Consider the following 26,052-nt stretch of genomic DNA (forward strand, 5'->3'; position numbering starts at 1 on the left):
GTCATACCGAGCGAAACCAGCGGCAGACCCGGCGTAATAAGGGGGATCAACCCATGTGGGTCGACGAGAGCGGCGGCACTGACGCGACCGGCCACGAGGCCTTGACCGTCCACGTCGACGGCCAGGAGTACCAGGCCGAGGTCAACTACGACACCGACCACGACGGGGTCGCCGACACCGCGGTCGTCGAGCACGACGACGGCACCGCGCAGGCGTTCGCGGACACCGACCACGACGGGGTCGCCGACCACTACGCGGTGCTCGACTCGACCGGGCACGTCGTCGACCAGGCGGTTTACGACGAGAAGACCGGCAGCTGGGTCGAATCCGGCCACGGCCAGTCCGGCTCCAACGGCACCGACACGCACTCGCAGGACACCTCGACCACCGGGCACATCCACGCCGACCTGCCGGACGGCAACGTCGACGCCGGGGTCGCCACCATCGACACCGACCACGACGGGCACAACGACACCGCGGTCGTCGAGACGAAGTCCGGCGGCACCATCGCCTTCACCGACACCAACGGCGACGGCCAGGCCGACGTCGCGGTGCAGGTCGGCGCGGACGGTTCCACCCACACCTACGAGCACACCGGCCAGGGCCAGTGGACCGAGACCGACGGCGCGAACCACGCGCTCGACTCGGCGGCGGCAGTCGACCCCGGCAGCGATTCGGCATGGGGCGGCGAGGGCGCTCAGCTGCTCAGCGGCGTCGCGAAGATCGACAGCGGAACCGGGCAGTGGATCAGCCCCAACTGAGGCTTCGGTAACTGACGTCACACGAACGGGTCCGGCCGCGCGCCGGGCCCGTTTCGCTGTCTCCGGGACGCCAACACCGCACGCCGTCCGCTCGCGTCCGGCGAACCGGCGCCCGGCGGCACCCCGGCAGCGTCCGGCGAAGATCAGGACTGATCAGCCCAGCTCCGGCATCCGGCACGAATGCGACGCGGGCCACGCGGAAAGATTTTCGGCGCTGGCCCGTTCCGGTGAAACTGAATCGATTCCCTTATCGTTCTTGTGAGAGAACCGACAGGTCAGCTCTCGGTTACCTGCCGTCCATCCGGCTACAGTCGGGGAATCCCAAAACCCGCACACCGGTCTTCCGCCGGTGTGCGAAGCCATTCGGTCGCCGGCAACGAAGCCCGCACCAAGAACACTGTCGTTCGCGGTGTGGGCTCTTTTGTCGTCGGAAGTCAGGAGTAGAGATGACCGCAGTCGCCATCCCCGGACTGGACAACGCGCCGACGACGCACAGTGGCGTGCTGTCCTGGGTCCGGGAGGTCGCCGAGCTGACCACCCCGGACCGCGTGGTGTGGGTCGACGGGTCTGACGAGGAAGCCGCCCGGATCAACCAGGAGCTGGTCGACGCCGGCACCTTCGTGAAGCTGGACGCGAAGCCGAACTCCTACTGGGCCACCTCGGACCCCGACGACGTCGCGCGGGTCGAGAACCGGACCTTCATCTGTTCGAAGGAAGAGAAGGACGCGGGCCCGACGAACAACTGGGTGGCCCCGGCCGAGATGAAGGCCACCATGACGGAGCTGTACCGCGGCTGCATGGCCGGCCGCACGATGTACGTCATCCCGTTCTGCATGGGCCCGCTCGGCGACGAAAACCCCAAGCTGGGCATCGAAATCACCGACTTCGCTTACGTCGTCGCGTCGATGCGCGTGATGACCCGCGCCGGCAAGGCCGCGCTGGACAAGTTCGTCAAGCCCGACGGCACCGAGGCCGAGTTCGTGCCCGCGCTGCACTCGGTCGGCAAGCCGCTCGCCCCCGGCGAGAAGGACGTCGCTTGGCCGTGCAACGAGACCAAGTACATCTCGCACTTCCCGGAGGAGCGGCTGATCTGGAGCTACGGCTCGGGCTACGGCGGCAACTCGTTGCTGGGCAAGAAGTGCTACTCGCTGCGCATCGGCTCGGTCATCGCCCGTGACGAGGGCTGGCTCGCCGAGCACATGCTGATCCTCAAGCTGATCTCGCCCGAGGACAAGGTCCACTATGTCGCGGCGGCGTTCCCGAGCGCCTGCGGCAAGACCAACCTCGCCATGCTGCAGCCGACCATCCCGGGCTGGCGCGCGGAGACCCTCGGCGACGACATCGCGTGGATGCGTTTCGGCGAGGACGGCCGGCTGTACGCGGTGAACCCGGAGTTCGGCTTCTTCGGCGTCGCGCCGGGCACCGACAACCACACGAACCCGAACGCCATGCGCACGATCGAGAAGGGCAACACGGTCTTCACGAACGTGGCGCTCACCGACGACGGCGACGTGTGGTGGGAGGGCATGGAGAACAAGCCCGCGCACGCCACCTCGTGGAAGCACCAGGACTGGACGCCCGACTCCGAGGAGAAGGCCGCCCACCCGAACTCGCGCTACTGCGTGCCGATGTCGCAGTGCCCGATCCTCGCGCCGGAGTGGGACGACCCCCAGGGCGTGCCGATCTCGGCGATCCTGTTCGGCGGCCGCCGCAAGACGACGGTGCCGCTGGTGAACCAGGCGCGCGACTGGCAGCACGGTGTGTTCATGGGCGCGACCATGTCGTCGGAGACCACCGCCGCGGCGGTCGGCGCGGTCGGCAACGTGCGCCGCGACCCGATGGCGATGCTGCCGTTCCTCGGCTACCACGCCGGCGACTACTTCAACCACTGGCTGAACCTCGGCAAGAACGCCGACGCGAACAAGCTGCCGAAGATCTTCTACGTCAACTGGTTCCGCCGCGGCGACGACGGCCGTTTCCTGTGGCCGGGCTTCAGCGAGAACTCGCGCGTGCTCAAGTGGGTGCTCGAGCGCGTCGAGGGCAAGGGCAACGCGGTCGAGACCCCGGTCGGCTTCGTGCCGAACGCCGAGGACCTCGACCTCGAGGGCCTGTCCGAGCCGGTCGAGGACATCCAGGCCGCGCTTGAGGTGCGCAACGAGGAGTGGCGCGAGGAGCTGCCGCTCATCGAGGAGTGGTTCGCGAAGATCGGCGAGGTGCCGTCCTCGCTGCGCGACGAGCTCGACGCGCTGGCCCAGCGCCTCGGCTGACGCAGTGGCCTGACTGCTTGAGGAAGGGGACGTTCGCACCGGGCGGCGGACGTCCCCTTCTTCATGCGCGGGTAACGGTAGCGTGGCCGCATGGTCTCTGATGGGGAGAAGACTTTCCGGTTCGGCGTGAACATGGTGCGGCCGGGCTCGCGCGACGAGTGGATCGCGAAGTGCCGCCGGGTCGAGGAACTCGGCTACGACGTGCTGAGCGTGGCCGATCATCTCGGCATCGCGCCGCCGTTTCCCGCGCTCGTGCTGGCCGGTGCGGTCACCGAACGGGTGCGGCTCAACACTTTCGTGCTCAACGCGCCGTTCTACAACCCGGCGCTGCTCGCGCGCGACGTCGCGGGCACGGACCAATTCGTGTCCGGACGCCTCGAACTGGGCCTCGGCGCCGGATATGTGAAAGAGGAGTTCGAAGCGGCCGGAATGCCGTTTCCGGGTGCGGGCGCGCGGGTCGATCATCTCGAACTCGTGATCAAGGAACTCCAGCGGCTGTACGCGGATCCGGAATACGCGCCGCAGCCCGCGCAATCCGGTGGTCCCCCGTTGATGATCGGCGGTCGCGGAGACCGGCTGCTTTCGCTTGCCGCCGAGCACGCGGCGACGATTGCCTTCAGCGGCACGGCAAAGGTGCGCGACGGTGCGCCGCCGATGCTGGCGACAGCGGACGCGGTGGAAGAACGCACGCGGTTTGTCATCGAACGGCTGGCTGGCCGCGAAGCGGAATTCAACCTGCTCGTGCAATTCGTCCAGATCACTGACGACCGTGAAGGCGCATTGCGGGAAATCCACGCCCGCCTTAGTGACACGCTGACGCTCGACGAATTGGCCGAGGTTCCGACGGTGCTGGTCGGGACGGTCGAGGAAATCGCTGACCAGCTGGTCGCGCACCGAGCCCGGTTCGGCTTCAGCTATTTCACGGTCCTGGAACCCAACCTCGAAGTGCTGGCCCCGGTGGTGGATCTGCTGTGTCGCCGATAGTCGACGCGCGCGGGCTCGGCGTGAAGGCCGGTGACCTGTGGCTGTTGGAAGATCTCGATTTCTCCGTCGATCCCGGCGAATGCGCGGTGCTCGTCGGGCCTAACGGTGTCGGCAAATCCACGTTGATGCGGTGTCTGTACGGCATGCAGCAACCGCAGCGAGGCCGGGTCCTGATCGACGGCGCGAAGCCGGACGAACGCAGCGTTTCCTTTCGTCGCAAGGTTTCCGTGCTCTTCGACGATTCCGACTTCTTCGCCGAACTCACCCCGACGCAGCACCTGGAGCTGCTCTCCGGTTCGTTCGGCGAGGATCTCGGCGATTTCGAAGAACTTCTCGAGGACGCGGGTCTCGCCGAACGCGCCCGGGTCACTGCCGGGCATTTTTCGGCCGGACAGCGTCGCCGGTTGCTGCTGCTGGGCGTCACCGCGAGGCCGCATCGAGTGCTGTTGCTGGACGAACCCGAACGCGCGCTCGACACCGCGGGCAAGGAGTGGCTGGTCAAGCTGATCGGCCGCTCCACCGCGGCTGGTGCGGCAGTTGTCGTTGCCACGCACCATCAACCGTTGCTGGACACGGCAGACAGCGTGCTCGAACTATGGTGACCCGGTTGCGCGTGCCCGGCCGTAAGCGGTTCGGCGGCATCTTCAGCGGCGACAGCCCCACGTTCGTGCTGATGTTCGGCGTCGGCTTCCTGTTCACCGCGTTCTTCCGCACCGACGCGTGGCATCGAGTCCTCTTTGGACCGTCCGCAGTGGACTATTCGGCGGTGCTCGGCCTGGTCGCGTTGTGCGCCGCGGTGGGCTGGCGGAGCTTGCTGCGGCGCGGTTTCGTCTGGGCCGAACCGGCTGAGCTGACCTGGATGGACTTCGCCCAGGTGGACCGCCGCCGCGTCGTCGCGACCCGGTTGGCCAGCGTGCTGACCGGATTCGTGGTGGTGATCGGATATCTCGCCGCGCTGATGCTGGCGGTCGGCGGCAGTTCGATCGACTGGTGGCGCGCCGCGGCAGCGCTCGTCGCGGGCGGCACGATTCTCGCCTTCACCACCGCGCGTCGCACCGCGTTCCTTTTCGAAGCCGCCGGACCGCTGCTCCTCGCAGTGGCTGGCGTGGTCATCGCCGCCGCTCGTCTCGACGCGACGGCAGTGCAATACGTCGGCGCGGCGCTCGCGTTATGCGGTCTGCTGCTGGCTTTCGGCGGCGAAGCAGTCAGCGGCGCCGGGCGCGCGGTGTTGCTCGACGGCTGGAATGCCAGGGTCTTGCGCGCGATGGCGGTGACGTTCCTCGACCCGATGATGATGCTGCCGGAATCCGCGCCCGCGGGCTCGTGGTCGCTGCGCCCGCCCACCGCGTTCCGGCTCGCGTGGGCCGGGATCGTCGGCCGTTCCCGGTACGCGGGAGCGGTCTTGTTAGTGGCTTTCGCGGTAGCCGTCGGGCATGTTGCTGTTCCCACTCTCCCGGGACCGGTGCTCGTCGGGATCGGCGCGTACGTCGCGCTTACTCCGTTCGGGGCCGGTCTTGGCGTGCTGTGGCGGAATCCGGGTCGCCGGAGGTGGCTGGGCTCGTCGTCGCGGGAGCTGGTGATCGCGCACGGAACCGCCCTGGTCGTGGTCGGCCTGGTCTGGTCGGCTCTGCTCTCCGTGGCACTTTTGGCTTTGGGCACCACGTTTTCGGCGCTCTCGTGGGTGACTGTCGCCCTGGCGGTGCTTTCGGTGTTGCGCACCGTCACGCGCCAGCCGGTCGACTACAGCAGCGCGGGTTTCGTCGACACCCCCGCCGGTCCGATGCCGGCAAACCTTATGCGGCAACTGTTCCGCGGTCCGGACGTGCTGGCGATCGGCATCTTCGTGCTGGCACAAGTCGGCTGAACGGGCGCTCCCGGGTTAGGCTCCGTGCCGACGAGAGGAGCCGAACGTGGGCGGTGGACACGCTTCCGGCATCGGCCGCAGGGCGACCTGCGAATTTCCGCCCGGATGGACCGACGAGCAGATCATCGCGGTGGTCAAGGACGTCGCCAACGACCCGGGCGAGCCGCGGCGGCAGCAGTACAACGGCCGCTGGCGCTGCGTCGGCGAACGGTACGGCGTGCGCGTGGTCGTCCTGGTCAACGGCGACGGTCTCGTGCACACCAGCTTCCCGCTGCCGGGCCCCGGTGTGGTCCGGAATCCGGACGCCGCGCGGGACCCGGCGAACCCGACGGTCGACGACCGGTCGGGCAACCGGATCAGCTACTTCGTCGACAGCGTCCTGCGGCTGCTCGCCGACCGGATGCCGGCGGAAGACCTCGAGCACTACCGCGACTTGCAGTGGTCCGGCGAATGGGAGGAACTGGCCGACACCATGGCCGCGCACTTCGAGGTCACCGGCATCCAGCTCAATCCGGACGAGTACGCGGATTTCGAGAAGCTGCTGAACTCCTTCGAGCTGCCCGTCCGCGACTGCCGCTACCTCAACGACCGGGAACGGGTGCTCGCCGACCTGCGCGGCTGAGGCGTCACCAGGGGACGACCCCGGCGTCGTCGAAGAACCCGCCGCGCGGCCCGTCGTCCGGGAGGGTCGCGAGTTTGACCGCGATCGCCGCGCCCTGCTCGGGCGTGCGCGTTCCGGCGTAGCCGTTGAAATCCGTTGCTACGTAACCGGGACAGGCGGCGTTGACGATGACGTTCGTGTCGGCGAGCGCGCGGGCGTATTGCACGGTGATGCTGTTGAGCATCGACTTCGACGGGGCGTAGGCGGCTAGGACCGGACCCGTCCGCAGCTCCAGCGAGCCCATGTTGCTGGACATGTTGACGATGCGCGGCGAATTGGCGCGGCGCAGCAGCGGCAGCATCGCGTTTGTGACCCGGACGACGCCGAAGACGTTCGTGTCGAGGACGGTGCGGACGACGTCGAGGTCGAGCGTCGTCGGATCCTGGACGCCGCCGTCGAGCTGGCCGCTGATGCCTGCGTTGTTGACCAGAACGTCGAGCCGTTCGAGGGCCTTGGCCGCGGCGGCGACGCTGTGTTCGGAGGTGACGTCGAGCGCGACGCCGAACGCGTCGATGCCCGCGCCGCGCAGTTCCTCGACGGCCTTCTCGCGGTTGGTTTCGTCCCGCGCACCCACGGCAACCGTGAAGCCGATCGAGCCGAGGCCGTGCGCGATGGCGAGGCCGATTCCCTTGTTCGCGCCGGTGACCAGCGCGGTCTTCGTGTCGTTCACTCCGCCCATGATCGGCACCGGTCGATGCGTCGTCCAAGATCAATGAGGTCCGCTGTGATACCCACCGGGTATTACGCTGGTTTTGTGGACGACCTGGAGACCCGCGAGCTTCGCTACTTCGCCGCGGTCGCGGATGAACTGCACTTCGGCCGCGCTGCTGAGCGCCTCGGGATCGCCCAGCCGCCGCTGTCCCGCGCGATCGCCCAGCTGGAACGGCGGCTCGGCGTCCAACTCCTCGACCGAAACCGCCGCGGCGTCGCGCTGACCGAGGCCGGCCGGGTGCTGCTCCGCGAATCCCGGCTGGCCCTCGCCGCAGTCGCAGCCGCCGCCCGTCGCACGCGCCGAGCCGGGGACCCGCAGCTGATCCTGGCGACCAAAGCCGGGGCGTCGCACGAACTCCTGCAACGGCTGCTGGACGCCCCGGACGCGCCGCCGGTCGAGATTCTGCTGTGCGAAGTCGGCGAACAGGCCGGACTGCTCCGCGACGGTTCCGCCGACGTCGCGATCGTGCACCACCCCTACGACGACCTCGCCGGATTCGACACCGAGGCGCTGCAGGTCGAGGGCCAGGTCGCGATCCTTCCGGCGACCCATCCGCTCGCCGCCCGGGAAACGCTCACGCTGGCCGAGGTCAGCGACGTGCCGGACCTGCCGATCGCCCGCTGGCCCCGCCTCGACGGCAGCTACCCGGATGGCCCGGGTCCGGAGGCACGCACCCAGTCGAAACTGGCCCAGCTCGTCGCGCTCGGCCGGACGCTGCTGGTGATCCCGGCCTCGAGCCGAGCCTGGCAGTGGCCCGAACACGTCGCGGTCCCGGTCGTCGACGCGCCGGAGGTCACGACGCTGCTCGCCTGGCCGTCCACCAGCCGCTCGCCGGAGGTGGCTGCTTTCGTCCGGGCCGCGGTCGCGCTTCGCGCCGGGGCTTGAGTTGTCCCCAGTTGTGCACCGATGCCGTCTACCAGCCGCTCGCCGGAGGTGGCCGCGTTCGTCCGGTCCGCGGTCGCGCGTCGAGTCGTGAGCTGTCCACAGTTGTCCACAGACGTCGGGCGCTTGCCCGTTCAGCTCGCCCATCCTGCCCCGCGCGGCCGGACTCAGCTGCTCTGCCCGTCCGCCCAGCGCGGCTGCCCGATCAACCCGCCAAGCCCGGCAAACCTCAACTGGCCTGCGAAAACGCCGCCGGATCGCCATCGCACGCGACGCGCAGCCGGTCCAGCGGCATGCCCACCGCGTCGGCGATCGCGGCGACGGTGAAGAACGCGGGCGTCGGAATCCGGCCGGTCTCGATTTTGCGCAGAGTTTCGACCGAAATGCCCGCTTCGGCGGCCACGTCGACCATGCTGCGGCTGGCCCGGGCGGCGCGCAGCACCAGGCCGAGCCGCTCGCCGCGGGAGCGTTCTTCGTCGGTGAGGGGCACGCGGACCATGCCGTTCAGTTTAGCCACAGAGTTGTCCACTGCCTGTGGATAACTCTGTGCACAAGCTGTCGAACCCCGTGGACAACCGCCGGTCGGCACAAGTCCTTGGGGCATTCGGGGCGGTCCGGTCCCGCCGATAGGGGTAGCGAACAGCTCACTGAGGCCGCGCGGGAGCGGGTTGTCCCCGAGGTTGTCCACACCCTGGAACGTGTTCGCAGTGCTGATCGAATCGATATCGAAGTCGTATGACGGCGGGATGAGCGCGGTCTAGGGTCAGGCGGTCGCGTGTCACGTGAGTGTTAGGTGAGGTTCGATGTCCACTGCCAAACCGGGCGGTCGGGTGCGCGGGTTCCAGTTCAGTGCCTGGAACCTGCTGTTGCTGATCCCGTTGCTGATCCTGGTCACGCCGCTGTTCAACTTCGACGGGCCGCGGCTGTTCGGCCTTCCGTTCTTCTACTGGTTCCAGCTGGCGTTCGTCGTGCTGGGCGTGCTGTGCACCGGCATCGTCTACTTGGCGACCAAGGACAAGCCGCGCAACCAGGGCCAGGACGAGCTGAGCGTTGACGACTTGGACGAGGGGGACGCCCGATGAACAACATTCAGTGGGTCGAACTGATCGTCTTCGCGTTCCTGTTCGTCGTCGTCACCGTGCTTGGCTTCGTCGCCTCGCGCTGGAAAGCCGGCGGCAGCCTCGACCACCTCGACGAATGGGGCCTCGGCGGCCGCAAGTTCGGTTCGTGGATCACCTGGTTCCTGCTCGGCGGCGACCTCTACACGGCCTACACCTTCGTCGCCGTGCCCGCGCTCGTGTTCAGCGCCGGCGCGCTCGGCCTGTACGCGCTGCCTTACACGATCGTCGTCTACCCGATCGTGCTGCTGCCCGCGCTGCGCATGTGGTCGGTCAGCCGTTCGCGCGGCTACGTGACCCCGGCGGACTTCGTCCGCGGCCGTTTCGGTTCGCCGACGCTGGCGTTGCTGATCGCGATCACCGGCATCGTCGCGACCATGCCGTACATCGCGTTGCAGCTGGTCGGCCTCGAAGCCGTGCTGCGCACGATGGGCATCAACGGTTCCGGCATCGTCGGGCACCTGCCGCTGCTGATCGCGTTCGTGATCCTGGCGCTCTACACGTATCAGTCGGGCCTGCGCGCGCCCGCGCTGATCGCGTTCGTCAAGGACATCCTGATCTACATCGTGATCATCGTGGCGATCATCTACCTGCCCTCGAAGCTCGGCGGCTGGGACCACATCTTCAACACCGCCAAGGAAACGCTCGCCAAGCCGAACCCGAAGACGGGCAAGCCGTCCGGTTCGATCCTGCTGACCTCGAGCAACCAGCTGCAGTACGCGACGCTGGCGCTCGGTTCGGCGCTCGCGCTGTTCCTGTACCCGCACTCGCTCACGAGCGTGCTCGCCTCGCGCGGCCGCAACGTGATCAAGCGGAACATGGTGGCGCTTCCGGCCTACTCCTTCGTGCTGGGCCTGCTGGCGCTGCTGGGCTACGTCGCGATCTCGGCGGGCGTCAAGCCGCTGACGAACGCGGCCACCGGAAAGCCGGACGGCAACACGATCGTCCCGCTGCTGTTCGACTCGCAGTTCACGAACTGGTTCGCGGGCATCGCCTTCGCCGCGATCGGCATCGGCGCGCTGGTGCCGGCCGCGATCATGTCGATCGCCGCGGCGAACCTGTGGACGCGCAACATCTACAAGGAGTACCTCCGCAAGGACGCGACGCCGCAGCAGGAGGCGAAGCAGGCCAAACTGGCGTCGCTGGTGGTCAAGCTGGGTGCGGTGCTGGTGATCATCCTGATCGACCCGCAGTTCTCGATCGACCTGCAGCTCATCGGCGGCGTGCTGATCCTGCAGACCCTGCCCGCGGTCGCCATCGCCCTGTACACGCGCTGGTTCCACAAGGCGGGTCTCATCGCCGGCTGGATCGTCGGCATGGGCTGGGGCCTGATCATGCTGTACGGAATCCCCAACCCGGCCAACGGAAAACTCCACTTCGGCGGTTCCGCGCTGGCGATGGGCAACCTGTCGATCTTCGGCTGGCACCCGTTCAGCGGCACCGGTCTCGCGGTGGTGCAGATCTACCCCGGTTTCGTGGCCCTGGTCGCGAACATCGTGGTGGCCGCGGTGGTTTCGGTCATCGCACGGGCGCTGAAGTGGAGCCCGGGCAACGACGAAACGGCACCCGAGGACTACCACGCCGACGAACACGACAAGGACCTGCGCCCGATCGGCGCGCACTGAGTCCTTTTTAGACAGAGGCCCCCTCGCCGTCGTCCGGCGAGGGGGCCTCTCGCATTTTGCCGATCATCGCCTTCGCGACGAGGTACAGCACGACCGAGTTCAGCACGTGCCACAGGAAATGCGTGCCGGCCGGGAAGTCCCCGCAGACCACGTCGTCAATGCCGCGGAACGCCAAGGACAACGCGAACACCGCGGCGGCCATGGCGAAGTCCAGCCAGTACGAGTCGCGGTTGACCCCCAGCGCGACGGCGAATCCCGCGAGCCCGACGAGCGCGGGCAGATAGAGCCCGCCGCCGAGCGCCCCGGACGCGACGGTGAGTGCCAGGAACGCGGCCGCGCCGAGCCAGGCCCACTTCGCTTTCACCCGAAAGAAGACCCGCGGGAAGAGCGCGGCGTAGAACAGCACGAAGAGCAGGATGGCGGTGGAGTCGGCGACCGCCGCCCATCGCGTCGCGACCAGGTGAAACACGCTGCTGGCAACGAAGATCAACCCGATCAGGACAGCGAGCACCCGCCCGGTTCGCTGCCCGTTGGCGTACCACCAGACCATCCCGGCGGCGACGAGAAAGGCCAGGTTGGCCAAGTCGTTGAGCGGTTCACCCCAGAGTCCGGGCGCGGTGCGCTCGCAGTAACCGTCCACGTACGCGGTCCAGTTCACCGGGTAAGCAAACCCCTTCCGGGTGAACGGGCCACATCCGGGGGTCAGTCGGTCCGGGTCAGCGGCGCCCAGCCGTCCTCGGGATCGCCGAGCGTCCAGCCTTCCGGGCAGTTGTGCAGCACTGCTCCCTCGCGGTCCAGCCACACCAGGGCATGCCCGAGTTCGGCTGCCCCGGCGAACTCCGACTCGCCGAAATCGAAGTCTCCGCCGAATCGGACCTTGCGGAATCTCACCGGGCCGTCGAAACGGATCGAACGCAGACCCGCATAGCGCTGGAAAGACACGTCCGCGAAGGACGTGCTGTCGGCGAAACGGGAGCGGTGCAGGGAGACATCGTGGCGGAACTTCGCGTGGTCGAACGAGGTGTGCCCGCCGAACCTGGCTTGCTGGAACGCGGCGTGTTCGGCGAAGACCGAGCCGTCGAAGGAAGTTCGGCCGCGGAACTTCGCGTCGCGGAAATGTGCGTCGGCGAAAGTCGCCATGTCGAAGTGTGCGTCGGCGAAGCGGGCGCTCGAAAACTCCGCGGTGGCGGCGAAGTCCGCGCCGCGGAAGTCCGCCTCCGCGGGGAATCTCGCGTTCTCGAAGTCCGCGGTCCCGTGGAAACTCGCTCCGATGAAACCGGCGCGGACGCTGAACACCGTGCCCGCGAAGTTGGCGATGCCGGTGAAAGCGGTTCCGGTGAAGAGGATGTTGTCGAACCGGCATTGGCCGAAATCGGCCTGGTCGAGGTTCGCCCCGGAGAAATCGAGGTGCAGCCCCGGCCAATGCCGCTCGTTGGCCGGGCGGGAATGGTTCGCGATGATCTTCTGCGCGGTCCGCCGGACCTGCGCCTCTTCCGCCGTGTCCTCCGACGGCATCCGGAGATACGCGCACAACACGTCGGCGATCATCTGCCGCAACGGGCTGTCCGCATGGTCCTGCCCAAGCCGCTCCAGCGCGTACAACCCACCCAGCCGCACCGGCGCGCGCTCTGACCCGAGCTGGTCAACGGCCTTCCCGTACTGCTCCGTCACCCGCCGCGCGAGCGCGTCCTCCCGAGCATCCGCAGCCGTCCGAAGCTGATGCTCCCGAGTGTCCGCGGCGACCTGTTCCGCAAGGCGATGTGTTTCGTGCTTCTGCAGCAAATCCAATTCGGTCGACCGCTGCCGTCGCACCGCCAGCCACAACGCCACCGCACCGCCAAGCCCGACCCCGAGCGTCCCACCGGTGCGGATCGCGTCAAGCTGGGCCGAATCCGGCGCGAACGCGAGCAGCACCCACACCGCCACCGCGGCAAGCGCCACCATCGCCGGAAGCCCGGCCCAGATCACCCACCGCGGTATCGGCTTCAGCGCCAGTCGTTCCTTCACCCCGCCACCTTGGCCCATCCGACCCCCTCCCGTGCGCAAACCTCGCGGGTTAGCGTGGGCGGCATGACCAACCCCGTGAGCCGGTTCCCCGTGACGGAACTCGAAGACCTTCCCGACGATCTCCGCGAGCGCATCGGCGCCATCGCGGAGAAATCCGGCTTCACGCCGAACATCTTCCGCGCGCTGGGCCACCGCCCCGCCGAGCTGAGGGCCTTCCTCGACTACCACGACGCGCTCATGGAACGCGAAGGCGGACTCACCAAAGCCGAACGCGAACTGGTCGTCGTAGCCACCTCCGGCGCGAACCACTGCACCTACTGCATCGTCGCGCACGGAGCGATCCTGCGGATCCGCGCGAAGGACCCCGAACTGTCCGACCAGGTCGCGACCAACCCGTGGCAGGTCGAACTCGACGAGCGCGGCCGGGCGATCGTCGATCTCGCGCTGGCGTTGTCCCGCGATTCCGCGTTGTTCGGCGAGGGCGACCTGGCGATGGCGCGCGAGGCAGGGCTGACCGAGGACGAGATCTGGGACGTCGGCGCGATCACCGCGTTGTTCGCGATGTCCAACCGGCTCGCGCATCTGACCGCGCTCAAGCCGAATCCGGAGTTTTACTTGATGGGGCGTCAGAAACGGTAGAACGGGCCGGGCAGATCGCGGCTCATTTCGAACCGGGTGCGCAGCCAGCCGCGCAGGCGGTGCACCGGTTTCGTCCACACTCGCGGCGCGGGCCCGAAATACCTCGGGTCCGCGTGCGGGGTGAACGCGTCGCCGGTCAGGATGACCGCGGCGTGGCCCAGCGGGCAGTGGCCGGACACCGAGATCACGCCGCGTGTCAGGTTCTCGACCCAGTCGACCTCGTCGACGCCCAGCAGCGTCCGGCGATCGCACACCGGGCAGTACAAGACGAACATCTATAACTCCCGCCGCCAGGTTTCGCCGGTCACGAGGGGGCCGAACGCGTCCGTCTCCTCTTTGCCGACGAGTTCGAATCCGGCGCCGCGGTAGATCCCGCGCGCGGCGGCGAGCAGCGACAGCGTCCACAGCTCCATCGCCCGATACCCCTGCGCGGCGGCGAATTCGACGCATTCGCGCACCAGCCGTTTGCCGACGCCGTGTCCGCGCGCGGCCGGTTCCAGCAGGAGCAGCCGGAGTTTCGCGGTGCCGTCCTCGTCGCCGGGGGTGCAGAAAATACTGCCGACCCGTTCGCCGTCGAGTTCGGCGATCCAGCCGGCTTGGCGCGGGTCTTCGCGGTGTTCGGCGAAATCGGCGACCACGCGCGCGACCATGGCCTCGAAGCGTTCGTTGAGGCCGTACTCCTCGGCGTACAGCGCGCCGTGCCGATGCACCACCCAGCCGAGGTCGCCCGGTCGTGGCGCGCGCACGGTGACCGCCGGTTCCGGTGACTGTTCGCCGACGAGTGCGGTGATGGTCCCCATCGCGCCGAGCAGGCGGCGCTGGTCGGCGTCCGCGAACTGGTCGAGGAGGCCGCCGATCTGGCTGGCCGAGCGGTGGTCGAGGTCGGCGAACGCGGCGTGCCCCTCGGCGGTGAGCGTGACGAGCTGGCGGCGCGCGTCGTCCGCGCAGCGTTCGCGGGTGACGAGGCCGCGGGTTTCCAGCCTGCCGAGCAGCCTGCTCGCGTAGCCGCCGTCCAGGGCGAGCCGTTTGCGCAGATCACTGACCTGCAGCTGGTCCTGTTGGGCGAGTTCGAACAGCACCCGCGCTTCGCTCAGCGAGTATTCGGCGTCGGCCGGCCCCTCGTCGAGGACACCGATCACGCCGGTGTAGAGCCGGTTGAAAGCGCGAACCGTGGCGACGCGTTCGGCGAGGACGGAATCCGGCACGGGGACCACCTTGACTCGATCGTTGACTAAGTCAAGCATCTCCCCGTCGCCCGCTCGGGGCAAGGGAATTCCCCCGGTGGTGGAGCCGGAGCGAAAATGGTCCAGACATATGGAAACCCCGTGATGCTGCCAGGTCGGGGGTCCGCCAGCATCACGGGGTCGTAGTGGGTATCGACGCGGCTCTCCGCGGCGTTACACCCAGGATTCGCTGTGGTCTAGATCACTCGCGTGAGTGACCCACCAACAGGTTGGTTGTGCAGGTCAGCGCATGAACGGCTGACGCGCCTGGGCGAGCGCGATGAGCTCCTGCCGGACCGTCGAGGTGGCCGCGGTGTCGATCGCCCGGTTCAGCGCCCGGCGAGTGCGAGCCTCGGCGCGACGGGCACGGAGCTTGGCGGCGATGTTGCTCATGGTCTCTTGCATCCCCTTCAGAGGTCTTCGGTGGCTGTGTCTCTAGTATGCACCTTTTTTCACAAGGAAGCCAACGAATCTACGGTGACATGGGGCACTTGCCGAAGAATCATCGGCGGTCTCCTGAAGATCACCGGACAGATCGCGTGTCGGCAGTCACAAGCCGCTAACGCGCTAACGCTCTCTACGACTATCTAGCACAATCGCTAGAAACAGCTAGGCAGCCGCATAGACCGGTAGCGAGGGGAAGATTCGCTCAGTCGCGGCCGAGCAGGTAGTGCCCGAAGTGCGGCACAGTGAAGGCGATCTGCCCGCGTTCGGCGGAGTAGACCAGGCCTTTCTTCATCAGACTGTCGCGTGCCGGCGACAGCGACGAGGGCTTGCGCCCCAGGTAGACGGCCACATCGGCGGTGCCGGCGGCCTCGTCGCGGCCTTGGGTCAGCTCGGCCATCGCGAGCAGGTACTCGCGTTCGGCCGGCGTCGCGCGTTCGTAGCGCGACCCGAAAAACCCGACCGCCAGCTCGGACTCCGCCTCAGGCGCGGCGACCTGCACGTCCTTGACCGTGATCGGGTCCGCGGGCGCGGCGTCCCAGGCGGCCTTGCCGTAGGCCTGGATGAAATACGGATAACCGCCGGACGCGTCGAAGAGCGCGTCGAGCGCCTCCGGTTCGATCCCGGCGTCCTCGCGTTCTATCGGGGCCATCACCGCGTAGTCGGCGTCCTCGCGGCTGAGCCGGTCGATGCGCGAGTAGCGGAAGAGCCGCTCGGAGTACGACTTCGAAGCCGACAGCACCGCCGGCACATGCGGCAGCCCCGCTCCGACCACGACCAGCGGCGCGCCGGACTGCGACAGCTCATGGCAAGCCGCGCACAGCGCCGAAACGTCGTCCGGCTGCAGGTCTTGGATCTCGTCAATCAGCAGCGCGACACCGGTGCCGACGTCCGCGGCCAGCTCGGCGACGTCGGTGAACAGCTCGACCAGGTCGATCTCGATGTCGCCGGAATCCGCCCGGCCCTGCGCGGCGGGCACGTCGATGCCGGGCTGCCAGCGGTCGCGCAGCTTCGCGTCCGGCTTGTTCGCCTTGAGCGCGAACGCCTTCAGCACCCCGAGCACTTCCTCGACCCGGTCCGGCGCGCGATGCCGCACGGCGAGGTCGCGGATCGCCCGATGCAGGGCCGCCGACAGCGGACGCCGCAGCTCCGCGTCCGGTCGCGCTTCGATCTTGCCCGCACCCCACCGGTGCCGGACGGCCATCGACCGCAACTCCCCCAGCAGCACCGTCTTGCCGACCCCGCGCAGGCCGGTCAGCACGAGACTGCGCTCGGGGCGTCCGCGAGCGACGCGTTCAAGGACGACCTCGAACGCCTTCAGCTCCCTTTCCCGGCCTGCCAGCTCCGGCGGCCGCTGCCCGGCGCCGGGCGCGAAGGGGTTGCGGATGGGGTCCACTCTGTCACCGTATCGAGGTATCTAGCGTGGACCCGATATTCAGGGATATACCGAGATAGCACAGCGTGGCGCAGCCACTCCGTTGAGGGCGGCGGAGGGGAGGAAGGCGGAGGCGTGTCGCAGAAGGATGGCCGGGTCTGCAGCCCCGTCCATCCTTACCCCCAGCGCACACTCTGACGGAGAGTTAGTCCGTCAGGTTCCGCTCCGCGTAGATCTTCATCGCGTCGCGGATGTACTCGGCCGTGCCGGGGCCGTGCCGCTCGTCGTACGCGCCGTACCGGGGGTCGGCGACATACATGTGTCCGAGACCGGCGAAGTAACCCTTCGAGATCTCCATCCCGGTGGGCTTCAACCACTCGTGCAGCCGTGCGGTGACAGCCTGCGTCTCAGCTGAACCGGCGTCGTGACCAGCGTCGCGAGCGGCTCCGAACGCGGTGCCGATGTCGAGTTGCTCCTGTTGGTGGGCCTTCTTCTCGGCCGCTGACAGCGAACTCCACCACTGGTCGCCCTTGCGGTAGGCCTCGGCTCCCCAGCGCCGGGTGACCTCTTCCTTGTGCTGGGTGTGGTCGAAACCGTCGAACATTTCCTCTGCCATCAGTCGTTCACCTCCCTTCAGTTTCCGGAGCGTGGTCCGCACGGAATCGATCTGCCGCCCGATCCGCTGCTGCTCTTGCTTCAGCAGCGCCAGGTGCGTTTCGAGCGCCGCGACACCGTCGCGTTGTCCGTCGAGCACCTCGGCGATCGCGGGCAGACCCAGTCCCAGTTCGCGCAGCAGCAGGATCCGCTGCAACCGGACGAGCGAGTTCTCGTCGTAGTAGCGGTAGCCGTTGCTGCCGATCCGCGTCGGCGGCAGGAGCCCGACGGCGTCGTAATGCCGCAGGGTCCGGCTCGTCGTGCCCGCGGACCGGGCGATGTCCTGGATCGACCATTCCGTCCTGACCACGGCTTCGACGGTAGAGGTTGACGTAGCGTCAAGGTCAAGCCCGCAGCCCGATAGAGCTGTCTAAGGTAATCTAGGACCAGAGCAATATTCTGCTAGGTATCGCTAGCTCGGTTCGGCGGGGAGCGGGGCGGGCAATCCCGGTTGTAGGTTCTTCTTCAGGGATTCCAGACCAGAGAGGCGAGACCGTGATACTGCGCCGGGTGGCACGTCCACTGCTCGCGTCGATCTTCGTGTTCGGCGGCATCGGTGCCCTGCGCGACACCCAGGGCCACGCGAAGGCGGCCGAACCGTTCCTCACCGAGACCTTCGACAAGGTCGAGGGACTGGTGCCGGACCAGGTCCCGCGCGATCCGGCCACGCTGGTGCGGATCGACGCGGCGGTCAAGATCGGCGCCGGGCTCGCGCTGGCGAGCGGCAAGGCCCCGCGCCTGGCGGCGGTGGCGCTGCTCGGGTCGCTGGTGCCGACGACGCTGGCCTCGCACCGGTTCTGGGCGCTGACCGATCCGGGCGAGAAGCAGGCCCAGCAGATCCAGTTCATCAAGAACGCGTCGCTGGCCGGCGGGCTGCTGCTGGCCGCGGGCGACACGGCGGGCAAGCCGTCGCTGGGCTGGCGGGCCCGGCGCACGGCGAAGAAGGCGGGCAAGCGCGCCGACAAACTGGCCAAGCGCGCGGAGAAGTCGCTCACCGACTGACTTGGCTCAACGTCCGTGAAGGGCTCCTTGAGGGAATCAGATTCCCTCAAGGAGCCCTTCACGGACCTTGGCTTACTTCTCCAGAATCGCGGTGACGCCCTGGCCGCCCGCCGCGCAAATGGAGATCAGGCCGCGCCCGGAACCCTTCTCGTTCAGCAGCTTCGCGAGCGTCGCGACGATCCGGCCGCCGGTCGCCGCGAACGGGTGCCCGGCCGCCAGCGAGGAGCCGTTCACGTTGAGCTTGGCGCGGTCGATCGAGCCGAGCGGCGCGTCGAGGCCGAGCTTCTCCTTGGCGAACGCCGGGTCCTCCCATGCCTTGAGCGTGGCGAGCACCTGAGACGCGAACGCCTCGTGGATCTCGTAGAAGTCGAAGTCCTGCAACGTCAATCCGGCGCGTTCGAGCATCCGCGGCACCGCGTACGCCGGGGCCATCAGCAGTCCCTCGTCGCCGTGCACGTAATCGACGGCGGCGGTCTGGCTGAACGTCAGGTACGCCAGCACCGGCAGGTTGTGCGCCTTCGCCCACTGCTCGGTCGCGAGCAGCACGGTCGACGCGCCGTCGGTGAGCGGCGTCGAGTTGCCCGCCGTCATGGTTCCGTCCGGGCCGCCGTAGACCGGCTTGAGCTTGGCGAGCTTTTCGACCGAGGAGTCCGGGCGGAGGTTCTGGTCGCGGGCGAGCTTGAGGTACGGCGTGACCAGGTCGTCGAAGAATCCGCGGTCGTAGGCGGCGGCGAGGTTGCGGTGACTGGTCGCGGCGAGTTCGTCCTGCGCCTCGCGGGTAACGTCCCAGACCTGCGCGGTGAGCGCGGCGTGCTCCCCCATCGACAATCCGGTGCGCGGTTCGGCGTTGCGCGGGATCTCCGGGACGATGTGGCCCGGCCGGAGCTTCGCGACCAGCTTGAGCCGGTCGGCGAGCGTCTTCGCGGCGTTGAGCTGCACGAGGATCTGGCGCAGGTTGGCGTTCACCGCCAGTGGGGCGTCACTCGTGGTGTCCACGCCGCCCGCGATCGCCGAATCGATCTCCCCGAGGGCGATCTTGTGGGCGACGTTGATGACTGCCTGCAATCCGGTGCCGCACGCCATCTGGACGTCCGACGCCGCCGTCGCGGGCGAGAGCTTGCTGCCCAGCACGCTCTCGCGGGCGAGGTTGAAGTCCTTGGAGTGCTTGAGCACCGCGCCGGCGGCGACCTCCCCGATCACCTCGCCCTGCAGCGAAAACCGGCTGACGAGACCGTCCAGCGCGGCGGTGAACATGTCCTGGTTCGAGGCCCGGGAGTACGGGCCGTTCGACCGGGCGAAGGGGATCCGGTTTCCGCCGACGATCGCGACCTTGCGCACTGCCGGGGCTTTCCTGGTCGCCATGGGCGTCCACCTCTCTGAGTCGTCCCTTTCACACTGTAACCTACTAGCGAGTAGGTTAGACTGCGACGTGACGCAGACTGCACGGGAGGCACGTGATGGCGGACAGGTACCAGCAGTTCACGAGGACTCCGCTGGGGAAATTCGTGGTGCCGAAGCTCGGCCTGCCCAATCCCGCGACGTTGCGCCGGCACCGTCCCGGCCAACCCGCACTCGAGGGTCCCGCACTTCTCGGCGCCGCGCCCGGCGGCCGGCTGGAGAAGACGGTCCGGGCACAGCTCACCGAGGCGGGCATCGAGGTGATCAGCGCACCGGCCGACCGGCAGGCGGCGCTGGTTTTCGACGCCACCGGCGTTAAGGATCCGGGACAGCTGCGCGAGGTCTACCGGTTCTTCCACCCGGTGATCCGCAAGGTGGGACCGTCGGGCCGGGTGGTCGTGCTCGGCACGCCGCCGGAGCTGGCCGAGGGCCGCGAGCGGATCGCCCAGCGCGCGCTGGAGGGTTTCGTCCGCTCGGTCGGCAAGGAGCTCAAGCGCGGCGCGACGGCGCAACTGGTGTACGTGGCCGAAGGGGCTGAGGAAGCGGCCGAGTCGACGCTGCGGTTCCTGCTCTCGGCGAAGTCGGCGTTCGTGGACGGCCAGGTCATCCGTGTCGGCACGCACGCGAAGACCGCGCCCACGCCGGAGAACTGGGACAAGCCGCTGGACGGCAAGGTCGCCCTGGTCACCGGTGCGTCGCGCGGCATCGGCGAGGCGATCGCCGAAACGCTCGCCCGCGACGGCGCGCACGTGGTCGCGCTGGACATCCCCGCGCAGGGCGGCGATCTGTCCACTGTGGCCAATCGGATCGGCGGTTCGGCGCTGCAGCTGGACATCACTGCCGCGGACGCGCCCGCCAAGCTCGCCGAGTACCTGACTTCCCGCCACGGCGGCGTGGATGTCGTGGTGCACAACGCCGGAATCACCCGCGACAAGACACTCGGCAACATGACCGAGGGCGGCTGGGAGTCGGTGATTTCGGTGAACCTCGCCGCGCAGCTCGCGGTGAACGACAAGCTCCTCGGCGACAAGGTCCTGCGCGAAAACGGCCGGGTCATCGGGGTTTCGTCCATCGCCGGCATCGCGGGCAACGTCGGCCAGACGAACTACGCGACGTCGAAGGCGGGCGTGATCGGGATGGTGAACGTCGGCGCGCCGCAGCTCGCGGAGTACGGCGGCACGATCAACGCGGTCGCGCCTGGGTTCATCGAGACCAAGATGACCGCCGCGGTCCCGCTGTTCATCCGCGAGGCCGGACGGCGGCTGTCGAGTCTCGGCCAGGGCGGGCTGCCGGTGGACGTCGCGGAAACCATTGCCTGGTATGCCAATCCGGCGTCGGCCGCGGTCAACGGAAACCTGGTCCGCGTGTGCGGCCAGGCGCTGCTGGGGGCGTGAGGGATGGCCGTTCGTGAAGTGACGAGCGCGCCAAGCCTGGCGACGCTGTACCCGAAAGCCCTGCTCCGCCGAGGCGGCGGCTCGACTCTGCCTAGTACGGAGTTGGTGCGCCCGGAGGTCGTCGTTGATCCCGCACATGTCGCGGCCTACAACGAAGTCTGCGGATTCCGCTTCTCGGACGCGCTTCCGGCGACGTATCCGCACATGCTGGTCTTCGGACTGCAGATGGCCTTGATGACCGAGCCGGGTTTCCCGTTCCCGCTGCTGGGTTTGGTGCACGTCGAGAACCGGATCACGCAGCACCGTCCGCTGCTGCTCGGCGAGACGTTCCGGGTGAGCGTGCGCGCGGAAAACCTGCGCCCGCACGAAAAAGGCACCCAGTTCGACATGGTGAGCGAGGTCCACTCGGGCGCGGACACCGTGTGGAGCGAGGTGTCGACTTATCTCCGCCGCACCGGCTCGGGTTCTGGTTCCGGGGGTCCGCGCACCCAGCTGACGCCCCCGAAGCCGTCCGCGCTGTGGCACGTCCCGGGAGACATCGGCCGCCGCTATGCCGAGGTTTCCGGTGACCGCAACCCGATCCACCTGCACCCGCTGACCGCGCGCCTGTTCGGCTTCCCGAAGGCGATCGCGCACGGCATGTGGACGAAGGCGCACGCGCTGGCGTCCTTCGAGGGCCGGCTGCCGGACGCGTACAGCGTCGCGGTGCGCTTCAAGCAACCGGTGCTGCTGCCCGGCCGCGCGGCTTTCACAACCTGGCAGACGGATGACGGGTGGGCTTTTGAGCTGTGGCACGCCCGGAAGCCGAAGCCCCATTTGGACGGGGTGATCTCAGCCCTCTGAGGGCTTCTCGTTTCGGTACTCGAGGTACTGCTCGGGATGAATGGCCGCCGATGTGTGAAGCACGAAAGTGACGACGTGGTGCCACCTTGCCCGCCGTCCGAGTTGAGCCTCAACGCGAATCTCGCGATCTAGGTTCTGGAAGCCCGGCGGAGCGGAGTCGAACTCAGCGAATATCTGGGTGACGCTCCGACCGGGAACGGCGAACGTTGCCGGGAGGTCGGCGTCGTTTTCGCCGCGTAGCCGGGGACGCGTTCTCTCCCATTTCAGCACGCTCATCGCCGGTTCTCCCAGCACCACGACGCGGAGATCTCGAACCACAATCGGCAGTGCGCCGGTGTTGTGGAGAACCAGCGGGATGAGTACCGACTGCCCGCCGTCCCGCTCTGGGCCGGAGGCAAAGGTGTGCGGCGGGAAGGTCTTCAGCCGACCCGGTCGCGCGTTGAGCCACCAGAACGAGAAGACCGTGAACACCAACGCGCAGATCGAGACAGTCAGAGCCGCGCCGCTCACTCTGAGGGCTTCCAGACCTGCCCCTCCACAAGGTCGTTGAATCCCAGCCACACCAGGTTCATCAGCCAGGACGCGAGCACGCCGTCGGAGATCTCCGGGTGGTCCAGTGCCCAGTCGGCCAGCGATTCCGCCGCGCCGACCAGCGCGGCGGCCAGCCCTGGCCCGGAGAACTCCGTCTGCTCGCCGAGGCCCTTGCGCGTCCCCGCGGCCACCACGAGCGCCGCGACCAGTTCGATCGCGCGCGTGCGCATCGCGGTGATCTCCGCCGCGAACCCGCCGCCGACCGTCAGCGCCTGGCGGTGCAGCACCGTCCAGGACTCGCGGTACTCGGCGACGAAGCGGTAGAACGAGCGCAGGCCGTGCCACAGCTGCATGTCCGGCGGGAGGTCGGGCTGCACGCCGGCCTGGATGGCTTCCAGCAGGCGGGTCGCCTCGCGCTGGATGCTCTTGCCGAAGAGGTCTTCCTTCGAGCCGAGGTAGGTGTAGATCATCGGCTTGGAGACGCCCGCGACCTCGGAGATCTCGTCCATCGACGCCGAGTGGTAGCCGTGCTGGGAGAACACCCGCACCGCGGCGTCCAGGATCTGGCGTTCACGGACCGCCCTCGGGAGCCGTCTCGCTCGCTCGGGTGGGCGCTGATCTTCGTCGGGCACGGTGGTTGTTTCCTCCCTCTCGCTGGCACGGACGGTACCCGGAGCCAGGCCCCCGGCGTTGCTTGCCGGGCTACCTACTCACCGGTAGCCTTACGGCGGAAAGTTCTGGAAGGGGTGGAAGATGGCCGACAACCCGGAGGCGACCAGCTCTGACCTGGCCGGCCTGCGCGGGGTCGCGCTGCTGGACGCGCTGGACCGCACCGAAGCCGTCGACGCGAGCGCGCTCGACGTCAACGCGGTCGCGGACGCCATTGACCCCCGTGAGCTGGGCCGTTCCGACATGAACCGCCTGCTGGCGGCGTTGGTGCGGCTGTCGGAGCAGGTGCCGGCGTTCTCGCTGGACAAGGTCGACCCGACGAAGTTCGCCACGCTGGTGGCGCGCGCGTCGCGGGCGCAGCTGGAGGCCGTGGTCGCCGAACGCCCGCTGCGGGAGCGGGTGCTGGACGAGATCTTCGCGCGCATGGGAGCGCACATCCGTGCGAAGTCGCTGCACGCGGTCGTGCACTGGCGGCTGTCCGGCGGCACCGGCGAGGGCGGCTACGACCGCTACGAGACGGTGCTTTCCGACGGAACCTGCACCGTGTCCCGCGAAATGCGCGAGAAGGCCCGCGTGACGATTACGCTTTCGCCCGTGGACTTCTTCCGCATCATCACCCACCAGGCGACGCCCGCGGTCCTGTTCGTGACCGGAAAACTCAAGGTCAAGGGCGACCTGGCCTTCGCAGCCGGGTTGGCCGGCCACTTCGACCTCCCCCGACCGGCCTGAGCCGCTCCGGTGTCCCGCTGGCGCTCGCGCATGCGTGCCGCGCACTCACCCGGTGAGCACGCGGTGAACGGTTTCGCCCGCACCCTCGAGGTGGGCAAACTGACGCCGGAGCAGTTCGTGCAGGTCTTGGAGACGCTGCACATGCTCGGCACAGCCGGAGCCGGCATCGACATCGGCTCGCTGACCACCCAGGCCTTAGTCGATGTCGTCGCGTCGGCTTCGCGGGAGCAGCTGAAAGGCATAGCCGACCACGACGAGCTGCGCGCGGTCTTCCTGGACGAGATCTTCCGCCGGATGTCGGAACACTTCCGCCCGGAACGAGCCAGGCACGTGGACATCGTGGTCTCCTGGCGGTTTCCCGCCGGGGACGATTTCGACCGCTACCAAACGGTGATTGAGGACGGCCTGTGCGTGTCGAGCACCGACCTGGCCCGCACTCCGGACACGACGATCACGGTGGCGGTAGAGGACTTCATCCGGATGGCGACCGGGAACGCGGCAGTGGCGGCGATGTTCGTGACGGGGAAGGTGAAGGTCAAGGGAGAGTACGCGCCTGCGGTGCGGTTGTCTGGGTATTTCGACATTCCTAAGCCGACTGGGGCGGACTAGCGGACGGCTTACCTCATCCCAGCGCGTGGCGCGGCTGTCGTTCTGCCAGGAACGCATGGAGCGAATCATGGGCTGCCCGGCGCACCTCGCCTTTGAGCTGTTCATCCTCCAGCGTCTCGAACGACATAAAGGCACCGAGTCGCAGCAATCGTTTGAGGAAGTCCTTCAACAGGTCGGTCTCGTTCACCCCTCCGGTGTCGAGCTCATTCCACACCTGGAGGATGCCGCGAACCAGCTGAGGGCTGCCGCCGAGCGCGCGTCGCCGGGCGTAAATTTGATCGAAAGCCCCCTCGCCGAGAATGCGTAACGCCGCATACGGGTCGGCGCTCTCCGGGTCGTGCACCAGGTGTGCTCGCCACCAGAGCCTGCCGAACACGTGCCGAGTCAAGTCCTTGGCCAGGAACCTTTCGTCGGTCCGTTTTTCGAAGCGCCAGAAAGAGACATCAGGCAGCAGCACGAGTGCGAGGAATACCCAGATATCCCGAGCCGCAGCCTCCGCGGGAGCCAAGCCCGTGGTCCGGTGCAGAAGTTCGGCGACCGCCCGGTCGAAGTCTGTCCGTGCGCCCGCCGTCGGTTCGTTCGGGAAACCAGCTTCGCGCGCGGCGGCCACGACGGCACGGCGCAACTGGTCCAAGTCTTTGTCTCGGACCCGGTCGCCGCCGGTCGCCGCGTAGACAGCTGATTCGTGTCGTACGCTCACCTGCTGCTCAAGTTCCGCGATCGGCAAGGTCTTGTACTGCTCATAGAGGGCGTGGGCCTGGCGGGGAAGCAAGCGTGGGTAGAGAACGCTCATCAGTCCTCCTCCAAGATCCGAACGGCGTGTTGCAGCTCAGTAGCGAACGCGATGGGTGACTGCTGCTGTCTGCGGCGCAAGTGGGACACGCTTTGCTCGGGGAATAGCCTGGCGACGAGCGCTTGCAACGTGGCACCCAAGCTTTCATCGCCGTAGTCGGCGTTCAACGAGAAATCGGGTTCGCGCAATGCGTGATCGACCAACGTCCGGGCAACGTCCGCATGGACCGTCGACAACACGACTCGATCGACTGCCCTTGGTTTGGCCGCGTTGCGCAGGGCCTCTACGACCACCTTTTTGCGCTCGTTCACCAAAAGCAGCAGGGCGCCCATCGTGGCCGTCTCCAGGTCACCGCCGATCTCCATATGCCAGCCCGCGTCCTCGGGATACTGGGTTCTCGAGAAATCGACCACGGCCATCGGGAAGAGCGCGGCGTCGCCTTGGAGACGAGTGCTGCGTTGATCTGCCCACAGCACGGACCCAGCCCGGCGTGGGGAGGCCAAGGCCCCGGAATCGCAGTACTCCGCGAGAACCAACGCGGTCTCGAGAACCAGCAGGCCGCCTAATTGGTTTCCGGACAGCAGCGCGTCGAGTTGGACTGTGACCGTCCCCGCCTCGGGCAGCAAGACTCGCGATCCCGCTGCTTTCAGTCCGGATCCGGTCGCGGTCCACACCATCGCCAGGGTGAGTTTCGCGGACGGTGGGAGGCCAGTCGCTTGCCGGACGAGGTCTACATCGACTCTGACCTGCTGTCGGACCGGCAGGTCCATTTGATAGTCCCAATCGCTCAGGGACTCCGGCAGCTCGACTGGCACGTCGTCCAGCAGCAATTGCCAAGGCTCGGCCACGACCGAGCCAGGGGCGGCGA

29 protein-coding genes are annotated in these 26,052 nt (G+C 67.9%); 15 read left to right on the plus strand and 14 right to left on the minus strand.

Features of this window, described 5'->3' with window-relative positions; translation table 11 throughout:
- The first annotated feature begins 53 nt into the window (after nucleotides 1–53).
- The 6 genes from ABD156_RS32670 to ABD156_RS32695 all read left to right on the plus strand — a co-directional run bounded on the left by ABD156_RS32670 (nucleotide 54) and on the right by ABD156_RS32695 (nucleotide 6,498).
- Nucleotides 54–761, plus strand: coding sequence for a hypothetical protein (locus ABD156_RS32670; RefSeq protein ID WP_344282714.1), 708 nt, complete (start codon nucleotides 54–56; stop codon nucleotides 759–761).
- Between the two features lie 446 nt (nucleotides 762–1,207).
- A complete protein-coding gene (locus ABD156_RS32675) occupies nucleotides 1,208–3,028 on the plus strand; it encodes a phosphoenolpyruvate carboxykinase (GTP) (RefSeq protein WP_344282717.1) in 1,821 nt (606 codons plus the stop codon).
- A 90-nt stretch (nucleotides 3,029–3,118) separates the two neighbouring features.
- Nucleotides 3,119–4,012, plus strand: coding sequence for a TIGR03621 family F420-dependent LLM class oxidoreductase (locus ABD156_RS32680; RefSeq protein ID WP_344282720.1), 894 nt, complete (start codon nucleotides 3,119–3,121; stop codon nucleotides 4,010–4,012).
- On the plus strand, nucleotides 4,009–4,614 hold the full coding sequence (locus ABD156_RS32685) for an ABC transporter ATP-binding protein (RefSeq protein ID WP_344282907.1): 606 nt from the start codon (nucleotides 4,009–4,011) through the stop codon (nucleotides 4,612–4,614). The genes ABD156_RS32680 and ABD156_RS32685 overlap by 4 nt, the downstream gene beginning before the upstream one ends.
- Entirely contained in the window at nucleotides 4,608–5,876 is a 1,269-nt protein-coding gene (locus tag ABD156_RS32690; RefSeq protein WP_344282723.1) for a DUF6297 family protein, read from the plus strand. Before ABD156_RS32685 ends, ABD156_RS32690 begins: the two co-directional genes overlap by 7 nt.
- A 46-nt stretch (nucleotides 5,877–5,922) precedes the next feature.
- Nucleotides 5,923–6,498, plus strand: a complete 576-nt coding sequence (locus ABD156_RS32695; RefSeq protein ID WP_344282726.1) for an EndoU domain-containing protein — start codon at nucleotides 5,923–5,925, stop codon at nucleotides 6,496–6,498.
- A 4-nt stretch (nucleotides 6,499–6,502) separates the two neighbouring features.
- On the opposite strand, the gene ABD156_RS32700 is transcribed toward ABD156_RS32695, so the two are convergent.
- Nucleotides 6,503–7,216 carry an SDR family oxidoreductase gene (locus ABD156_RS32700; protein WP_344282729.1) on the minus strand — a complete coding sequence of 238 codons (714 nt, stop codon included), beginning with the start codon at nucleotides 7,214–7,216 and terminating at the stop codon, nucleotides 6,503–6,505.
- Nucleotides 7,217–7,291: 75 nt separating this feature from the next.
- On the opposite strand from ABD156_RS32700, the gene ABD156_RS32705 reads away from it, so the two are divergent.
- A complete protein-coding gene (locus tag ABD156_RS32705; protein WP_344282732.1) occupies nucleotides 7,292–8,134 on the plus strand; it encodes a LysR family transcriptional regulator in 843 nt (280 codons plus the stop codon).
- 226 nt (nucleotides 8,135–8,360) lie between these two features.
- Here the strand turns inward: ABD156_RS32705 and ABD156_RS32710 are convergent, their stop codons facing one another.
- Nucleotides 8,361–8,630, minus strand: a complete 270-nt coding sequence (locus tag ABD156_RS32710) for a helix-turn-helix domain-containing protein (RefSeq protein WP_116199468.1) — start codon at nucleotides 8,628–8,630, stop codon at nucleotides 8,361–8,363.
- A gap of 304 nt (nucleotides 8,631–8,934) precedes the next feature.
- Here ABD156_RS32710 and ABD156_RS32715 point away from each other — a divergent pair, with 304 nt between their 5' ends.
- Nucleotides 8,935–9,213, plus strand: a complete 279-nt coding sequence (locus ABD156_RS32715) for a DUF3311 domain-containing protein (protein WP_344282736.1) — start codon at nucleotides 8,935–8,937, stop codon at nucleotides 9,211–9,213.
- On the plus strand, nucleotides 9,210–10,874 hold the full coding sequence (mctP, locus tag ABD156_RS32720) for a monocarboxylate uptake permease MctP (RefSeq protein ID WP_344282739.1): 1,665 nt from the start codon (nucleotides 9,210–9,212) through the stop codon (nucleotides 10,872–10,874). The genes ABD156_RS32715 and mctP overlap by 4 nt, the downstream gene beginning before the upstream one ends.
- 7 nt (nucleotides 10,875–10,881) lie before the next feature.
- Here mctP and ABD156_RS32725 read toward each other — a convergent pair whose 3' ends face one another.
- On the minus strand, nucleotides 10,882–11,532 hold the full coding sequence (locus ABD156_RS32725) for a hypothetical protein (protein ID WP_344282742.1): 651 nt from the start codon (nucleotides 11,530–11,532) through the stop codon (nucleotides 10,882–10,884).
- Between the two features lie 44 nt (nucleotides 11,533–11,576).
- Nucleotides 11,577–12,881, minus strand: coding sequence for a pentapeptide repeat-containing protein (locus ABD156_RS32730; RefSeq protein WP_344282745.1), 1,305 nt, complete (start codon nucleotides 12,879–12,881; stop codon nucleotides 11,577–11,579).
- A 63-nt stretch (nucleotides 12,882–12,944) separates the two neighbouring features.
- Here ABD156_RS32730 and ABD156_RS32735 point away from each other — a divergent pair, with 63 nt between their 5' ends.
- Nucleotides 12,945–13,520 carry a peroxidase-related enzyme gene (locus ABD156_RS32735; protein ID WP_344282747.1) on the plus strand — a complete coding sequence of 192 codons (576 nt, stop codon included), beginning with the start codon at nucleotides 12,945–12,947 and terminating at the stop codon, nucleotides 13,518–13,520.
- On the opposite strand, the gene ABD156_RS32740 is transcribed toward ABD156_RS32735, so the two are convergent.
- The 5 genes from ABD156_RS32740 to ABD156_RS32760 form a co-directional block, all read right to left on the minus strand.
- On the minus strand, nucleotides 13,508–13,795 hold the full coding sequence (locus ABD156_RS32740) for a hypothetical protein (RefSeq protein WP_116199464.1): 288 nt from the start codon (nucleotides 13,793–13,795) through the stop codon (nucleotides 13,508–13,510). The genes ABD156_RS32735 and ABD156_RS32740 overlap by 13 nt on opposite strands.
- Nucleotides 13,796–14,725 (minus strand): bifunctional helix-turn-helix transcriptional regulator/GNAT family N-acetyltransferase, encoded by a 930-nt coding sequence (locus tag ABD156_RS32745; protein ID WP_344282751.1) that lies wholly within the window; start codon nucleotides 14,723–14,725, stop codon nucleotides 13,796–13,798.
- A gap of 261 nt (nucleotides 14,726–14,986) precedes the next feature.
- On the minus strand, nucleotides 14,987–15,136 hold the full coding sequence (locus ABD156_RS32750; RefSeq protein WP_162836041.1) for a hypothetical protein: 150 nt from the start codon (nucleotides 15,134–15,136) through the stop codon (nucleotides 14,987–14,989).
- 256 nt (nucleotides 15,137–15,392) lie between these two features.
- Complete coding sequence (locus tag ABD156_RS32755; protein ID WP_037809009.1) at nucleotides 15,393–16,583, minus strand: ATP-binding protein; 1,191 nt, start codon at nucleotides 16,581–16,583, stop codon at nucleotides 15,393–15,395.
- 184 nt (nucleotides 16,584–16,767) lie between these two features.
- A complete protein-coding gene (locus ABD156_RS32760; RefSeq protein WP_344282760.1) occupies nucleotides 16,768–17,526 on the minus strand; it encodes a MerR family transcriptional regulator in 759 nt (252 codons plus the stop codon).
- Nucleotides 17,527–17,711: 185 nt separating this feature from the next.
- Between ABD156_RS32760 and ABD156_RS32765 the strand changes: the two genes are divergently transcribed.
- A complete protein-coding gene (locus tag ABD156_RS32765) occupies nucleotides 17,712–18,218 on the plus strand; it encodes a DoxX family protein (protein ID WP_344282762.1) in 507 nt (168 codons plus the stop codon).
- A 72-nt stretch (nucleotides 18,219–18,290) separates the two neighbouring features.
- Here the strand turns inward: ABD156_RS32765 and ABD156_RS32770 are convergent, their stop codons facing one another.
- Nucleotides 18,291–19,580, minus strand: coding sequence for an acetyl-CoA C-acetyltransferase (locus ABD156_RS32770; RefSeq protein ID WP_344282765.1), 1,290 nt, complete (start codon nucleotides 19,578–19,580; stop codon nucleotides 18,291–18,293).
- A gap of 95 nt (nucleotides 19,581–19,675) precedes the next feature.
- On the opposite strand from ABD156_RS32770, the gene ABD156_RS32775 reads away from it, so the two are divergent.
- Both ABD156_RS32775 and ABD156_RS32780 read left to right on the plus strand, forming a co-directional pair.
- The gene (locus ABD156_RS32775) at nucleotides 19,676–21,010 is read left to right on the plus strand and encodes a 3-oxoacyl-ACP reductase (protein ID WP_344282768.1); all 1,335 of its coding nucleotides are present in this window, start codon (nucleotides 19,676–19,678) and stop codon (nucleotides 21,008–21,010) included.
- 3 nt (nucleotides 21,011–21,013) lie between these two features.
- Nucleotides 21,014–21,853 (plus strand): MaoC/PaaZ C-terminal domain-containing protein, encoded by an 840-nt coding sequence (locus tag ABD156_RS32780; protein WP_344282771.1) that lies wholly within the window; start codon nucleotides 21,014–21,016, stop codon nucleotides 21,851–21,853.
- Here the strand turns inward: ABD156_RS32780 and ABD156_RS32785 are convergent.
- Both ABD156_RS32785 and ABD156_RS32790 read right to left on the minus strand, forming a co-directional pair.
- Nucleotides 21,842–22,363 (minus strand): hypothetical protein, encoded by a 522-nt coding sequence (locus ABD156_RS32785; RefSeq protein WP_344282774.1) that lies wholly within the window; start codon nucleotides 22,361–22,363, stop codon nucleotides 21,842–21,844. The two genes, ABD156_RS32780 and ABD156_RS32785, sit on opposite strands and share 12 nt — an antisense overlap.
- On the minus strand, nucleotides 22,360–23,016 hold the full coding sequence (locus ABD156_RS32790) for a TetR/AcrR family transcriptional regulator (RefSeq protein ID WP_344282777.1): 657 nt from the start codon (nucleotides 23,014–23,016) through the stop codon (nucleotides 22,360–22,362). The genes ABD156_RS32785 and ABD156_RS32790 overlap by 4 nt, the downstream gene beginning before the upstream one ends.
- A gap of 121 nt (nucleotides 23,017–23,137) precedes the next feature.
- Between ABD156_RS32790 and ABD156_RS32795 the strand changes: the two genes are divergently transcribed.
- Nucleotides 23,138–23,782 carry an SCP2 sterol-binding domain-containing protein gene (locus ABD156_RS32795; RefSeq protein WP_344282780.1) on the plus strand — a complete coding sequence of 215 codons (645 nt, stop codon included), beginning with the start codon at nucleotides 23,138–23,140 and terminating at the stop codon, nucleotides 23,780–23,782.
- Nucleotides 23,783–23,812: 30 nt separating this feature from the next.
- On the plus strand, nucleotides 23,813–24,391 hold the full coding sequence (locus tag ABD156_RS32800) for an SCP2 sterol-binding domain-containing protein (protein ID WP_377926016.1): 579 nt from the start codon (nucleotides 23,813–23,815) through the stop codon (nucleotides 24,389–24,391).
- A gap of 13 nt (nucleotides 24,392–24,404) precedes the next feature.
- Here the strand turns inward: ABD156_RS32800 and ABD156_RS32805 are convergent, their stop codons facing one another.
- Nucleotides 24,405–25,184 carry a DUF6339 family protein gene (locus ABD156_RS32805; protein WP_344282786.1) on the minus strand — a complete coding sequence of 260 codons (780 nt, stop codon included), beginning with the start codon at nucleotides 25,182–25,184 and terminating at the stop codon, nucleotides 24,405–24,407.
- The gene (locus ABD156_RS32810; protein WP_344282788.1) at nucleotides 25,184–26,014 is read right to left on the minus strand and encodes a hypothetical protein; all 831 of its coding nucleotides are present in this window, start codon (nucleotides 26,012–26,014) and stop codon (nucleotides 25,184–25,186) included. Before ABD156_RS32810 ends, ABD156_RS32805 begins: the two co-directional genes overlap by 1 nt.
- Nucleotides 26,015–26,052: the final 38 nt, after the last annotated feature.

The organism is Amycolatopsis albidoflavus (genome assembly GCF_039525725.1).
Lineage (GTDB): Bacteria > Actinomycetota > Actinomycetes > Mycobacteriales > Pseudonocardiaceae > Amycolatopsis > Amycolatopsis albidoflava.